At 60.7% G+C, this 14,711-nt stretch carries 13 protein-coding genes; 7 read left to right on the top strand and 6 right to left on the bottom strand.

Going from position 1 to position 14,711, the window contains the following annotated elements; translation table 11 throughout:
* Positions 1-21: 21 nt before the first annotated feature.
* Genes BFQ00_RS24535 through BFQ00_RS24515 form a run of 5 tightly spaced genes read right to left on the bottom strand, consistent with a single transcriptional unit; the run spans position 22 to position 5,494 of the window.
* Positions 22-753, bottom strand: coding sequence for an alanyl-tRNA editing protein (locus BFQ00_RS24535; RefSeq protein WP_065887838.1), 732 nt, complete (start codon positions 751-753; stop codon positions 22-24).
* 2 nt (positions 754-755) lie between these two features.
* Positions 756-1,748, bottom strand: coding sequence for a serine O-acetyltransferase (locus BFQ00_RS24530; protein ID WP_065935000.1), 993 nt, complete (start codon positions 1,746-1,748; stop codon positions 756-758).
* Positions 1,749-1,785: 37 nt separating this feature from the next.
* Complete coding sequence (locus BFQ00_RS24525; RefSeq protein WP_065934999.1) at positions 1,786-2,700, bottom strand: PLP-dependent cysteine synthase family protein; 915 nt, start codon at positions 2,698-2,700, stop codon at positions 1,786-1,788.
* Between the two features lie 14 nt (positions 2,701-2,714).
* Entirely contained in the window at positions 2,715-4,577 is a 1,863-nt protein-coding gene (moeB, locus tag BFQ00_RS24520; RefSeq protein ID WP_065934998.1) for a molybdopterin-synthase adenylyltransferase MoeB, read from the bottom strand.
* 23 nt (positions 4,578-4,600) lie between these two features.
* Complete coding sequence (locus BFQ00_RS24515) at positions 4,601-5,494, bottom strand: DMT family transporter (RefSeq protein ID WP_165386122.1); 894 nt, start codon at positions 5,492-5,494, stop codon at positions 4,601-4,603.
* Positions 5,495-5,654: 160 nt separating this feature from the next.
* Between BFQ00_RS24515 and BFQ00_RS24510 the strand changes: the two genes are divergently transcribed.
* The gene (locus BFQ00_RS24510; protein WP_065887930.1) at positions 5,655-7,079 is read left to right on the top strand and encodes an aminotransferase-like domain-containing protein; all 1,425 of its coding nucleotides are present in this window, start codon (positions 5,655-5,657) and stop codon (positions 7,077-7,079) included.
* A gap of 225 nt (positions 7,080-7,304) precedes the next feature.
* Here the strand turns inward: BFQ00_RS24510 and BFQ00_RS24505 are convergent, their stop codons facing one another.
* Positions 7,305-8,123: a posphoenolpyruvate synthetase regulatory kinase/phosphorylase PpsR gene (locus BFQ00_RS24505; RefSeq protein WP_003230310.1), complete on the bottom strand. Its 819-nt coding sequence runs from the start codon at positions 8,121-8,123 to the stop codon at positions 7,305-7,307.
* A gap of 178 nt (positions 8,124-8,301) precedes the next feature.
* Between BFQ00_RS24505 and ppsA the strand changes: the two genes are divergently transcribed.
* The 6 genes from ppsA (at position 8,302) to BFQ00_RS24475 (ending at position 14,675) form a co-directional block, all read left to right on the top strand.
* Positions 8,302-10,677, top strand: a complete 2,376-nt coding sequence (ppsA, locus tag BFQ00_RS24500; RefSeq protein ID WP_065934997.1) for a phosphoenolpyruvate synthase — start codon at positions 8,302-8,304, stop codon at positions 10,675-10,677.
* 106 nt (positions 10,678-10,783) lie between these two features.
* On the top strand, positions 10,784-11,773 hold the full coding sequence (locus BFQ00_RS24495; protein WP_065934996.1) for an alpha/beta fold hydrolase: 990 nt from the start codon (positions 10,784-10,786) through the stop codon (positions 11,771-11,773).
* Between the two features lie 230 nt (positions 11,774-12,003).
* Entirely contained in the window at positions 12,004-12,495 is a 492-nt protein-coding gene (rraA, locus tag BFQ00_RS24490) for a ribonuclease E activity regulator RraA (protein ID WP_065892338.1), read from the top strand.
* 25 nt (positions 12,496-12,520) lie between these two features.
* Positions 12,521-13,516: a zinc transporter ZntB gene (locus BFQ00_RS24485; protein ID WP_065892339.1), complete on the top strand. Its 996-nt coding sequence runs from the start codon at positions 12,521-12,523 to the stop codon at positions 13,514-13,516.
* A gap of 86 nt (positions 13,517-13,602) precedes the next feature.
* Positions 13,603-13,848: a CrfX protein gene (locus tag BFQ00_RS24480; RefSeq protein WP_065887847.1), complete on the top strand. Its 246-nt coding sequence runs from the start codon at positions 13,603-13,605 to the stop codon at positions 13,846-13,848.
* A gap of 2 nt (positions 13,849-13,850) precedes the next feature.
* Entirely contained in the window at positions 13,851-14,675 is an 825-nt protein-coding gene (locus BFQ00_RS24475) for a mechanosensitive ion channel family protein (RefSeq protein ID WP_034099717.1), read from the top strand.
* Positions 14,676-14,711 lie beyond the last annotated feature (36 nt).

Below are 14,711 nucleotides of genomic sequence, written 5' to 3'. Positions count from 1 at the left end.
GGGCAAGCCCCCTCCCACATTTCAGCCTTCAAACCGCAAAATCACCCTGCGGTTATGCTTGCTCTTCTTTTCGATCTTCTCGCAGAACACCCGACCGATTTCCTCGGTATTGAGCACGTGGGTGCCGCCGCACGGCTGGATGTCGATGCCCGCAATTTCAATCACCCGCACCGAGCCCTGGATGACCGGCGGCGCAACGGCCTGGGTGCGGGTGATCTGCAGCAAGGTGGCGTACTCGGTGGCGGCCATCGACAGGGTTTGCACCGGGTGCGCCTGCTCGATCAGTGCGTTGAGGTCGCGGGTGATGCTGTCTTTGTCCAGGGTCATTTCCGGCAGGTCGAAATCCAGGCGACCCTTGTCCGCGCTGATGCTGCAACCGGTGACGGGCGCGTCGATGATGGAACACAGCAAGTGCAGGCAAGTGTGCATCTTCATGTGCTGGTAGCGGCGCTCCCAATCCAGGCCGGCGTCTACCTGGGCGCCGGCAATCAGTTGCGCCGGGCAATGGTCCACCTGATGCCAGATGATCGAGCGCAGCACCGGATCGCGCACCGTGCCGGTGACCTGCACCCGGGTGCCGTCGGCCAGGGTGAAGTGGCCGGTGTCGCCCGGTTGCCCACCGCCGGTGGGGTAGAACAAGGTGTGCTCCAGCACGACGCCGTGCTCGCTGACGGCAATCACCCGGGCGCTGAAGGCGTTTTGATAGGGCGCGCTGTCGAACAGCGCCAGGGTTTCCATGGTGTGCACGGACATGTTTAACCTCCAACGATCAGTGGGCTGGCTTGCAACAGGTGACGCACCATCGCACTCAAGCCAGGGGGAGAGAGCAGGGTGATTTCGAACGCCGGGCCGCAGACTTTCAGGTTCAGCGGCAGGCGTGGCAGTTGTTCGCTGACGCCCTGGCGGTGCAGGCGAAATTGCAGGTGATGACGCTCCTTCACCGTGGGTTCGAGCATCAGCCCCGGCAGTGGATGAAAGTCGGCGTCCAGCACCGTGACCTTGTGCCCCGCGTCGACCTCGCCGACCACGTGCAGGCGCTCATCCAACGCGAACGCACCGAGGTAGTTGCTGTGCTCCGATTCATCGTTTTTCTGCAACTGGATCTGGTTGACCACCTTGACCTTGGTGCCCGCCGGCACGTCCTGGGTAATGACGCAGGCCGGGCTGATAAACACGTTGTCACCGATCTGCACGTAGCCCAGCACCCGCGCCCCGGCGCCAACTTCCACATGGTTGCCCAGGCGCGGATGGCGCTTGCCGTCCGGGTTGTTGGCAATACCGCGGGCGCCCAGGGTCACGCCGCAGAGGATGTAGCAGTCGTGACCGATCTCGCAGGTTTCACCGATGACCGTGCCGTAGCCATGGTCCAGCACAAAGCGTCGGCCGATGCGCGCAGCCGGATGAATCTCGGCCCCGGACAGGATCTTGCCCTGGTTGCTGAGCTTGAGCGCAATGCGGGTGAATACGCTGTGGGCCGGCTCCGGAAAATGCCACACCAGGTGCGCGAGCCGGTAGAACAACACCGCCTTGAACGAGGCATAGGATTCCAGGATCAGCTCACCGCGTCCGCGCGAAGCCGGGTCGCGATAGGCGTACGCGATCAGGTCCTCGGCCACCGCCTGGGCGGCGTTCTGGACCAGCGGCGCCAGGTGCGGTTCCAGCTGCTTCATCTGCCCGGGCGTCAGGGTCTGGATGAGGTGGGTGAGCAACTCATCGTGCAGCTGTTGCATGTCGATAAAGCCTCCCATGGAGGCACCCCCGCATTCTGGTTGGTTGGGTAACCGGCTATTCGAAACTGGGCAGGTAGCTGTCGGCATTGTCGTAGACCATGGTCAGCACCACCGTTTCGGACGGCAGTTCCGGGGCGAGTTGGGCGATGGCGACCATGTTGGCGGCCGAGGACAGCCCCAGGCTGATGGCGTCGGTGCGCATGATGCGTTTGATCATCTCCAGGCACGCCCCATGCGACACCTTGAGCATGCCGTCCAGTACGTCGAGGTTGAGAATGCTCGGGATCAGGCCAATCGACAGGCCCTGGATGGCGTGCGGGGCGTGCCGGTCCTTGAGCAAGTCGCATTCCTCCGGCTCCACGCCCATGATGCGCAGTGCCGGCCAGGCGGCCTTGAGGGTTTCGCCGATACCGGTGATATGCCCGCCGGTGCCGATGCCGCTGACGAAGTAGTCCACCCGCCGTTCGCCAAAGGCGCGGAGGATTTCCGGCGCGGTGGTGTCGCGGTGGGTTTGCGGGTTGGCACCGTTGCGCTGCTGGTTGAGCATCACGTAATTGGGGTTTTCCAACAGCAGTTCCATGCACTTTTCGCCGTGGGAGTTGTTACCCAGGCGGCTGTCCGAGAGCACCACCCTGGCGCCATACAAGCGCAGCAGCTTCTGTTTTTCGGGGCTGTAGTTGTCCGGGATCACCAGCACCACTTTGTAGCCGAGCACATTGCCCGCCATCACCAGGCCGATGCCGGTATTGCCGCCGCTGGGTTCGATGATGGTTTGTCCGCAGTCGCGCATCAGCACGCCCCGGCGCTCGGCGTCGAGGATCATGCCCAGAGCGATGCGCGCCTTGTGGCTGCCGCCCGGGTTGAGGGATTCCAGCTTGGCGTAGACCTCGATGCCGAGGTCTTCGGAAAACTGCGCCAGACGCACGATCGGGGTTTGGCCGATCACGTCGAGAATGGAGTTATGCAGCATCGGTCTGCCCCCGGTCAGTACAACGGCATGTCGGGTTCGACGTCGCGCACCCAATGCTTCATGCCGCCCTGCAGGACTTTGGTGTTGGCGAAGCCCGCCGCCAGCAAGGTACTGGCGGCCTGCTCGGCACGCGTGCCGGCGTAGCAGATCAGGTAATGGGTGTTGTCGCGGCTCAGGCTGCCGAGCTGCTCATCCAGCTCGGCCAGGGGGATGTGCACCACGCCCGGCAGTTTGCACACTTCCAGTTCGCTGGCGTCGCGTACGTCGAGCAACACATCGGCACTGCGGTGGTTGTCGATCACTTGCTTGAGCAGCCGAGGCTCGATGTAGCGTTCTTCGGCCAGGAACGGCTGGCTCGGCACGGCATCCGCGCACACCGCCGGCGTGGCGATCTCGCTGTGGCGCAGGTCCGAGCAGCACGGGCAGTCCGGGCGGCGCTTGAACCGGATCTCGCTGAATTTCATGGCCAGCGCATCGAAGCGCATCAAGCGGCCGGACAACGGTTCGCCAATGCCGATCAGCAGTTTGATCGCCTCGGTCGCCTGGATCATGCCCACCACCCCCGGCAACACGCCGATGACCCCACCGGCGCTGCAATTGGGCGCCAGCTCTGCGGGCGGGGCCTTGGGGAACAGGCAGCGGTAGCACGGCCCGCCTTTATGATTGAACACGCTGATTTGCCCGTCGAAGCGGTAGATCGCGCCGTATACCAGCGGCTTGCCCAATTGCACGCAGGCGTCATTGACCAGGTAGCGGGTGTCGAAATTGTCCGTGCCGTCGATCACCAGGTCATAGGCGCCCACCAGTTCCAGGGCGTTGTCGGTATTGAGTGAGGTGTTGTGCGCGTTGATCCGGATGTGGGGGTTCAGGTCCTGCAAGCGTTGTTTGGCGGACTCCACCTTGGGCATGCCCAGGGTGCTGTAGCCGTGCACGACCTGGCGTTGCAGGTTGCTGCTTTCCACCACGTCGAAGTCCACCAGGCCCAGGGTGCCGATGCCGGCCGCCGCCAGGTACAGGCTGATGGGTGAGCCCAGGCCGCCGGTGCCGATGATCAGCACCCTGGCTTTTTTCAGGTTCAACTGACCTTCACGGCCGACACCGGGCAGGGTGATATGGCGCACGTAGCGTTGCACTTCTTCGTTGCTCAGGGTGTCGACGTCGATGCCGCCGGAGGTGGCCAGCAGCACTTCGATCCGAGCGTTTTCCGGCAAGCTGTCGTCGGCGTCGATCAACGCGTCCTCGGCGGTAAACAGGAAGTGCTCCTTGAGCTGGTTGTTCTGCTCGTGAAACAGGTGCGGGCGCAACTGTGGGTGACTGTCGCAGAGGTTTTCAATGACTTCGCGCAATGTCGATCCGGCGCCCTCAAGGGTCGATTGCGGCAGCTTGGCCACGCGAACCAGAATGTCGGGGAAAGAGACAGCGTTCATGGACAACTCCGTGTGCAGGTCGTTGAAAGGTTGAAGGGCGAAATGCTTGCCATCCCAGGCAAACAGCTTGGACCCCAGGGCCTGGCCCTGGCGAACATCCACCACCAGGTAGCTGACAGGGTAGATCGGCTCGCCCAGGAACAGCGCCTTGTCCTGGTCTTCATCACTGAAATAGGCGCCGACATCCGGGTGCGAGTGGTAGATCACCACCACCGGGTTGTCGCTGCGAAACGCCTTGTTCAGCAGCAGCGTGTCGGCGACCGAAAAGGTGTAGCCGTTGGCCGCGCTACGCGGGTACATCTGCGGGTTTCTGCGGTGCAATTCGTTCTGGATATTGCTGCCCAGGTACACACTGCCGTCGGCAAAGATGAAACCGCAGCACTCCTCGGGGTAGCTGCGGCTTGCGTGGGCGTAAATCTGTTCCAGGGCGTGGGGGCGGAGGACTTCCATGTTTCTCTCGCTTGGGTTGAGGGTCAATTTTTCTTCGCCAGCAGTTTTTCGATGGGCAGCTTGGTGATCGCAAAGCCGGCCAGCAGGATCGCCGAGTACAGCATCAGGTCACGGGAAATTTCCACGCCTTCGTACCAGGCGCCGATGATCACCGCGAACACGGGGAAGATGATGAACACGAAGGACAGGATGATTGGGCTCAGGCGCTTGAGCAGCATGAAATACACAATGAAACCACCCACCGAAGCGACCAGCCCAAGGTAGAACAGCGCGCTCCAGGAGCGCAGGGTGATAGCGTCGAAAGTCGGATTTTCAAACCACAGGCCGGCCACGAACAGCATCAGCCCGGCAATGCCGATGGGCAGGGTGTTGTAGGTGATGACACTGATGGCGCTGCCTTTTTGCTTGGTAATCACGTAGCACAACGCGTGCATGATCGCGGCGGCCAGAATCGCCAGTACGCCGAAGAATTCGGCATGGTCCAGGTGCAGGCCCTGGCTCTTGATGATCATGTAGAGGCTGCCGAAACCGATGCCGATGCCGACCACCTGGGACAGGTAGATGCGCTCACGCAGGAACAGCGCGGAGAAGATCAGGATGAACACCGGCATGCAGCTGAACAGCAGGGCCGTCAGGCCGGACGAGACGTGCATCTCGCCGTAATTGAGCAGGTAATAGGGAATGCTGAAGTAGCACAGGGTCACGAACACGAAGAACCAGCGGCTTTCCCGTGGGAACAGAATCGGCTCGCGGCGCACCATGGCGAAACACAGGAACAAGGGGAAGGCGATCAGGAAGCGCAGGCCTGCTGACGTCAGCGGTGGCACGCTTTCCACCGCAATCTTGATGCCCAGCCAGGTGGTGCCCCAGCTCAGGCACACGATCAGGAACATCACGCTGGTGATCAACCCGGCCAGCCACTGTTTGCGGGTTTTGGTTTTTGCGGTGTTTTCAAGAATGGCGGACATTGGCATCGTTTATTGCTTCCCTGAGCCGGAATTGAACTCTATATTGGACTTGTTATAAGTGATTCAATCCGGTGATTGAACCCGCAAAAGCACACTATTAGGGCGAATGATGACTGTCAAAACAAATATTGACATGGTGTCAATTATGCGTGAGGGGTTGTCCAATGGTCAGGGCGTGAAGTACAAGCGCCTGTCCGATGTCATGGAAAGGGGCATCCTTGAAGGCACGATTGAGCCGGGAAGAAAACTGCCGCCCCATCGGGTCCTTTCCGACAATCTGGGCGTCACTATCGGCACCATCAGCCGGGCCTACGGTGAGCTGGAGCGCTTGGGGTTGGTAGTTGCGCGCGTGGGTGACGGCACATTCGTGCGCAAGCGTGGGATGGAGCGCCAGCGTGATGAAGGCTTTCGCAACGTCAGCGAGGAGCCGCGCCAGTACTTCGACATGAGCCGCAACATGCATATTCCGGGTCAGGAGACGGTGTTCCTTGCCCAGAGCTTCCAGACCCTGTCGACCAACGGCAAATTTCTCCAGGACATCAGCGCCTATACCCCGGATGCGGGCCTGCCGCGCTACCGCGAGGCCGGTGCGCAATGGCTGGTGCAGCGCGATTTCCATCCGATTCCCGAGCAGGTCATCTGCGTCAATGGCGGCCAGCACGGCCTGCTCTGCGCAATGATGGCGTTGCTGCGTGCCGGCGACACGGTGGTCACCGAGCAATTGACTTACCCAGGGCTTATCACCGCCGCGCGTATGCTGGGTGTGCGCTTGATCGGGCTGGAGATGGATGACGAAGGCGTGCTGCCGGGCGCGCTGGATGAAGTCTGTCGAAATCACCGGGTTTCGGCATTGTATTGCACGCCAACGATCCAGAATCCTACAACCGCCGTGTTGTCAGTCCCGCGCCGTGAAGCGTTGGCCAAGGTCTGCCGTGAACATAATCTGCTGATTCTTGAGGATGAGGCCCACGGGGTGCTGGTAGAGGATCGTCCTGCGCCCCTCAGTTATTTCGCCCCTGAGCGTACGATCCTGATCAGCAGCCTGAGCAAGGCGGTCTCGGCCGGACTGCGCGTGGGCTATGTGCATGCGCCGCCGGCGCTGGTCAGCCGGATTTCAGCGGCGTTGCGTTCGACCTGCTGGATGGCCACCCCGGTGACCCTGGAATTGGCGACCCAATGGATCGAAAACGGCACGGCGCAATACCTGCTGCGCCAGCAGATCAACGAGATAACCCGGCGCAAGGCATTGGTGGAGGGCTTATTGAGCGGCCTGCAGTATCGCACTCACCTCAACAGCCCGCACTTCTGGATCGAAGTACCGGAACCCTGGCGCGCGTCGGAAATCGAGGCGGAGCTCAAGCAGAACAACTACCTGATCGCGACCGCCGAAGCCTTTGCAGTGGGGCAGACGGCGGTGCCGCAGTTTATCCGGGCAAGTATTTGCAATACCTCGGGGGATGATCAGCTGCTGCGGGCAGGGTTCGATGCGCTGGCGACGGCGCTGGGGCAGGGGGGTGGAAGGTTTCACCTGTAGCCAGACTGACACAATTGGGTCGTGTTAACGCCAGTCAGTTAAGCGAGCGAAATGCTCAGAGCAGCGAAGATCAAATGTGGGAGGGGGCTTGCCCCCGATAGCTGAGTGTCAGTCCGTGCATCAGGTGGCTGATCCACCGCCATCGGGGGCAAGCCCCCTCCCACAGGTTAAGCGGCGTAGCAGAAGTTTGGTTCATACCGATAGCGTCAGCTCAGGCAATGCAGGTCACTTGAACCTGCGCTCCACACCCTTCTCCACCAGAATCTTCGCCGATATCTCTTCCACTGAAAAATGCGTGGAATTGATGTGTGCAATATTCTCGCGACGGAACAGATTTTCCACTTCGCGCACTTCGAACTCACACTGGGCGTAACTTGAATAACGGCTGTTGGGCTTGCGTTCATTGCGGATCGCGGTGAGGCGGTCCGGGTCGATGGTCAGGCCGAACAGCTTGTGCGAATGCGCGCGCAGGGCGGCGGGCAGCGTCAGGTGTTCCATGTCGTCTTCGGTCAGCGGGTAGTTGGCTGCGCGAATACCGAATTGCATGGCCATGTACAGGCAGGTCGGGGTCTTGCCGCAGCGCGATACACCCACCAGGATCAGGTCGGCCTTGTCGTAATAGTGCGTGCGGGCGCCGTCGTCGTTGTCGAGGGCGAAGTTCACCGCTTCGATACGCTCCATATAATTGGAATTATGACCAATGGAATGGGACTTTCCGACGGAGTAAGAGGAATGTTCGCTCAGCTCCTGTTCCAATGGCGCCAGGAACGTGGAGAAGATGTCGATCATGAAACCATTCGAGGTCGCCAGAATCTCACGAATGTCCTGATTGACGATGGTGTCGAAAATGATCGGGCGACAACCGTCTTTTTCAGCCGCCAGATTGATTTGTTGTACCATGGCCCGCGCTTTGTCCACGCTGTCTATATAAGGCCGCGTGAATTTGGCGAAGGTAATGTTTTCGAACTGCGCGAGCAGGCTCTGGCCCAGTGTTTCGGCCGTGATGCCGGTGCCATCGGAAATAAAGAAAGCAGATCGTTTCATTTGAGCCCTGGGCCTTAAGCTGATGGCGAATCTTGGATATGATAGGCGCGATTTTGCCGTCCCGCAGTGGGCCGCATTCTCACTTATTTTCCAGGTCCAGGCCACAAGCGCTGGCGTTCGCTCCTACTGAGCAAGCCGCGTCCTGAGCTTTTCCAACACAGAAAGTGGAGAGATCACCTTGGTAGAGTACGTAGTTTCCCTCGATAAGCTCGGCGTCCATGATGTAGAGCACGTGGGGGGCAAGAACGCATCCCTCGGCGAGATGATCAGTAATCTTGCAGGCGCTGGCGTGTCGGTGCCGGGTGGTTTCGCCACCACGGCCCAGGCTTACCGTGACTTCCTTGAGCTGAGCGGTCTCAACGACCAGATCCACGCTGCCCTGGACGCCCTGGATGTCGATGACGTCAACGCCCTGGCCAGGACCGGCGCCCAGATCCGCCAGTGGATCATGGAAGCGGAGTTCCCCGAGAAGCTCAACGAAGAGATCCGCAGCGCCTTCGCCACCCTGTCGGCCGGTAACCCGGACATGGCCGTCGCCGTGCGCTCCTCGGCCACCGCCGAAGACCTGCCGGACGCCTCCTTCGCCGGTCAGCAGGAAACGTTCCTGAACATCCGTGGCGTGGAAAACGTGATCCGCGCGGCCAAGGAAGTGTTTGCCTCGCTGTTCAACGACCGCGCCATTTCCTACCGCGTGCACCAGGGTTTCGACCACAAGCTGGTGGCTTTGTCTGCCGGCGTGCAGCGCATGGTGCGCTCGGAAACCGGCACCGCCGGCGTGATGTTCACCCTGGACACCGAATCGGGCTTCCGTGACGTCGTGTTTATCACCGGCGCCTACGGCCTGGGTGAAACCGTCGTACAAGGCGCGGTGAACCCGGACGAATTCTACGTGCACAAGCACACCCTTGAGGCCGGTCGCCCGGCCATCCTGCGCCGTAACCTGGGCAGCAAGGCGATCAAGATGATCTACGGCGACGAGGCCAAGGCCGGTCGTTCGGTCAAGACCGTCGACGTCGACAAGGCCGAGCGTGCGCGTTTCTGCCTGAGCGACGCTGAAGTCAGCGAGCTGGCCAAGCAAGCGATGATCATCGAGAAGCACTACAAGTGCCCGATGGACATCGAGTGGGCCAAGGACGGTGACGACGGCAAGCTGTACATCGTGCAGGCCCGTCCCGAGACCGTTAAGAGCCGTACGTCGGCCAACGTCATGGAACGCTACCTGCTCAAGGAAACCGGCACCGTGCTGGTGGAAGGCCGCGCCATCGGCCAGCGCATCGGCGCCGGCAAGGTACGCATCATCAAGGACGTGTCCGAGATGGACAAAGTCCAGCCGGGTGACGTGCTGGTCTCCGACATGACCGACCCGGACTGGGAGCCGGTGATGAAGCGTGCCAGCGCCATCGTGACCAACCGTGGCGGACGCACGTGCCACGCGGCGATCATCGCCCGTGAGCTGGGAATTCCTGCGGTGGTCGGTTGCGGCAACGCCACACAGCTGTTGAAAGATGGCCAGGGTGTGACGGTGTCCTGCGCCGAAGGCGATACCGGCTTCATCTTCGAAGGCGAACTGGGCTTCGACATCAAGCAGAACTCCATCGACGCCATGCCGGACCTGCCGTTCAAGATCATGATGAACGTCGGCAATCCGGACCGCGCCTTCGACTTCGCGCAGTTGCCGAACGCCGGTGTGGGCCTGGCCCGCCTGGAATTCATCATCAACCGCATGATCGGCGTGCACCCCAAGGCCCTGTTGAACTACGACGGCCTGCCGCTGGACATCAAGGAAAGCGTCGACAAGCGCATCGCCGGTTACAACGACCCGGTGGGCTTCTACGTCGAGAAGCTGGTGGAAGGCATCAGTACCCTGGCAGCGGCGTTCTACCCGAAAAAGGTCATCGTGCGGCTGTCGGACTTCAAGTCCAACGAATACGCCAACCTGATCGGCGGCAAGCTTTACGAGCCGGAAGAAGAAAACCCCATGCTGGGTTTCCGTGGCGCCTCGCGTTACATCAGCGAAGCCTTCCGTGACTGCTTCGAACTCGAATGCCGCGCCCTCAAGCGTGTGCGCAACGAGATGGGGCTGACCAACGTCGAGATCATGGTGCCGTTCGTGCGCACCCTGGGCGAAGCGAGCCAAGTCGTGGACCTGCTGGCTGAAAACGGCCTGTCCCGTGGCGAAAACGGCCTGCGCGTCATCATGATGTGCGAACTGCCGTCCAATGCGATCCTGGCCGAAGAGTTCCTGGAGTTCTTCGACGGTTTCTCCATCGGCTCCAACGACCTGACCCAGTTGACCCTGGGCCTGGACCGTGACTCCGGGATCATCGCTCACCTGTTCGACGAGCGAAATCCTGCGGTCAAGAAGCTGCTGTCCAACGCCATCCAGGCCTGTAACAAGGCCGGCAAGTACATCGGTATCTGTGGCCAGGGCCCTTCCGATCACCCTGACCTGGCCAGATGGCTGATGGAACAGGGTATCGAAAGTGTCTCGCTGAACCCCGATTCCGTGCTTGAAACCTGGTTCTTCCTCGCCGAAGGTCAACCGTCCGCTTAAAGCCGCTACGTCAAAAGTGCCGGTCACCTGTCGAGGGTGACCGGCATTCTTATCTGTACAGGGCGGAATTCCTGCCGGACGCCGCCCTTTTTTGTGCAAGAACATTATGCAAAGCAGCAGCAACCTGTTTCCTGTCGCCCTGATCAGCGCTGAACGTCGTGGCGACCTGAGTGAAGATGTGTACCGCCTCAAGCCCGGCAACAGCCCCGACGCGACCGTCGAGCTGGCGGTTACCCGGTTGGGACTGGCCGATGTCCCGGAAAACCGGGGCACGCCGGTTATTTTCCTGCACGGCAGTTTTTCCAATCGGCGCTTCTGGTATTCGCCCAAGGGCATCGGCCTGGGTGCTCACCTGGCGCGCCGGGGTTTTGATGTGTGGATCCCGGAAATGCGCGGCCATGGCCTGTCCCGGCGCAACCGCGACTACGTGCGCAACCGCGTTGCCGATTACGCGCGTTACGATTTGCCCGCCATTGGCGCCTTTGTGCACGAGCAAAGCGGGCAGGTGCCGCATTGGATCGGGCATTCCCTCGGCGCCACGACCTTGGCTGCGGCGCTGGGTGGGCAAACCTTGAGCGCGCAGTCAGTGGCTTCAGTGGCGTTATTTGGCTGCCAGGTCAGCCGCACGCATTGGCCGTTGAAAATTCCACCGGTGGAGTGGGGCGCTCGATTGATCCTGAAGCGTCTGGCCCAGCTGTCCGGCCCACGGTTCAAGCGCGGGCCGGAGGACGAACCGGCCGGCGTGATGATCGAAGCGCTGCGCTGGAATGGCCTGTTCGGCCGCTTTGGCGACGCCGAGCGCGATTGGTGGAAAGGCCTGGCAGCGGTCGATGTGCCGTTGTTGGCGGTCAGCGCGGCGGGCGATCGGCAGGACCCGGACTGGGCCTGTCGCAAGCTGTTCGAGCAAGTCGGCAGCGAGCATCGCCAGTACCTGTGCCTGGGGCGTCGGCAGGGTTTTACCGAAGATTTCGGGCATGTACAAATGCTGGTCAGCAAAGCCGCGCAGGCCCAGGTGTGGCCCTTGGTGGAGCGCTGGTTGAAAGACCCGCTGACACCTGTGCTCGGCGCTCGTCCCGAGGTGGCTGTGGCGGTGTGACGAAGCGCGCTATCGAGGCCGTTTCACTCTTGAGTGGTTGCGGCTAAGATATGACGCCTCAGGCGCTTCTGGTCATATTCAGTCGCGTAACGGCTGTTGCGTTGCGTTGATTGCAGTTTGATCATGGCCGGCGCCAGTGGCCAGGCATGTAAAGAATGCCTTCTGCAGCACGTTTTCCTGATGTATGCCGTGAGCTGTTCGACCCCTTCTTTGATGACAGGAGTTTCGCGATGGACCATTACGTGACCCCCGACCTGTGCGACGCCTACCCGGAGCTGGTGCAGGTGCTCGAGCCGATGTTCAGCAATTTCGGTGGCCGAGACTCCTTCGGCGGCGAGATTGTCACCCTCAAATGCTTCGAGGATAACTCCCTGGTCAAGGCTCAGGCCGAGCAGCCGGGCGCCGGCAAGGTGTTGGTGGTCGATGGCGGTGGTTCGCTCAGGCGTGCGTTGCTCGGTGACCTGATCGCCGAAAAGGCCGCGAAAAACGGCTGGGAAGGCATGGTGATCTACGGTTGCATCCGCGATGTCGATGTCCTTGCCCAGACTGACCTGGGCGTGCAGGCCCTGGCCGCCCATCCGATGAAAACCGACAAGCGCGGCCTGGGTGACCTGAACGTGGTGGTGAACTTTGCAGGCGTGACGTTCCGCCCGGGTGAATACGTGTACGCCGATAACAACGGGGTGATCGTCTCGCCCAGCCCACTGAAAATGCCGGAATAAACCGCAGTAGCCGAAAGGGATGAGGATGTTCGAGGAAGACAACGCGCAGTGGGGGCTGGTGCATGCCCTGGTGCTGGACGGTAAAGGCGGTGCGCGTTCGATTGCCCGGACCGAGCTTGACGAGTTGCAACTGCAGCCCCAGGAAAGCCTGTGGCTGCATTGGGACCGCAGCCATCCGCAAACCCAGACCTGGCTGCGCCAATCCAGCGGTTTGAGTGAGTTTGCCTGTGACCTGCTGCTGGAAGAAAACACCCGTCCGCGGCTGCTGCCGTTGCCGGATGCCGAACTGCTGCTCTTTCTGCGCGGGATCAATCTCAACCCCGGCGCGGAACCGGAGGACATGGTTTCGGTACGTATATTCGCAGCGGCCAATCGTGTGATTTCCCTGCGGTTGCGCCCGTTACGCGCCACCGATGAGCTGCTGGTGCAGTTGGCCGAGGGCAAGGGGCCCAGGACCGCGTCGGAACTGATCCTTTATATGGCGCAATACCTGACCAACAAAGTGCAGGATCTGGTCACCGGGCTGTCCGAAATTGTCGATGCCGAGGAAGAAAAACTCGATGCCGACGAACGGTACACCCCCGAGCACGGCAGCGTCCTGCAGATCCGTCGGCGAGCGGCCGGGCTCAAGCGTTTCCTCGCGCCGCAACGGGATATTTTTGCGCAGCTGACGCGAATCAAACTGGCGTGGTTCTGTGATGACGACGCTGACTATTGGAACGAGTTACACAACAGCCTGACCCGCTACCTGGAAGAACTCGAATTGGCCCGAGAGCGCGTGGGGCTTGTACTTGAGGCCGAAGACCGGCGTTTGAGCCTGCGTATGAACCGCACCATGTACCGCTTCGGCATCATCACCGGCATCTTCTTGCCGATGAGTTTCCTGACCGGCTTGCTGGGCATTAATGTGGGGGGCATCCCGTTTTCCGGCAGCCCCTACGGATTCATGATTGCGTGCCTGCTGATGGTCTCGGTGGCGCTGGGTCAATGGTGGCTTTTTCGACGGTTACGCTGGGTTTGAGCTGAATATGAGCTGAACGTAGGAAAGGGTCGATGTGACCCGATGAATTTTACCCTCGTCTTTTAAATCACTTGCGAGAGGTCTCTATGCACGATCCGTTCGAACAGTCTTTGCGTGACATGCTCAATGCTTCGCCATCCAACCGGGATGACGATGCCTGCCTGGGCCGCGTACTGAAAACCGCCAACCGTCAGGTTGGGGCGGGTTCCCTGTTCGGTCTGCTCGGGCGTTGGGTGCCGGCGTTGATGATGGCCCTGAACAACGGTTCGGCCCATGTATCGCCTGTTTCCCGGCATAAACCTCTTGCTCGCACTGCTGATAAGGCTGATTGAATATGGAACTTGATCTCTGGACCCAGAGCCTGGTCACCGCAATGACCGCATTGTGGACCAAGGTGGCGAATTTCATTCCCAACCTCTTTGGTGCCCTGGTCCTGGTGCTGCTGGGCTTTGTCGTGGCCAAGCTGCTCGACACCCTGTTATCCAAATTGCTCGCCAAGCTCGGGCTGGACCGCCTGATGGCCGGTACCGGGCTGACCAAGCTGCTGGGCCGTGCCGGGTTGCAGGTTCCGATTTCGACGCTGGTCGGCAAGATCGTTTATTGGTTCGTCCTGCTTATTTTTCTGGTTTCTGCGGCTCAGTCCCTTGGACTTGAGCGAGTTTCAGCTACGCTCGACATGCTGGCACTGTATTTGCCGAAAGTTTTCGGCGGCGCGCTGGTGCTGCTGGTAGGCGTTTTACTCGCGCAACTGGCCAATGGCCTGGTGCGCGGAGCCGCCGAAGGGGTCGGCCTGGACTATGCGGCGGGCTTGGGGCGAATTGCCCAGGGACTGGTGATCATCATCAGTATTTCGGTCGCGATCAGCCAGTTGGAGGTCAAGACCGACCTGCTGAACCACGTTATTGTGATTGTTTTGATTACCGTTGGTCTGGCCGTTGCACTGGCCATGGGCTTGGGAAGCCGGGAAATTGCCGGTCAGATTCTTGCGGGAATCTATGTGCGTGAGCTGTATCAGGTGGGGCAACAGGTGCGTGTGGGCGAGGTCGAAGGGCAAATCGAGGAGATCGGTACAGTCAAGACGACCGTGCTGACCGATGACGGAGAACTGGTTTCGCTGTCCAACCGGATTCTCCTGGAGCAGCAGGTCAGTAGCCGCTAAACCGGCAAACCCTGCTAATGTACGCCGCCGCGAACC

The sequence above is a fragment of the Pseudomonas sp. 28 E 9 genome (assembly GCF_900004785.1).
GTDB classification, from domain to species: Bacteria; Pseudomonadota; Gammaproteobacteria; order Pseudomonadales; family Pseudomonadaceae; genus Aquipseudomonas; species Aquipseudomonas orientalis_A.
This window is presented reverse-complemented; position numbering and strand designations above follow the sequence as displayed.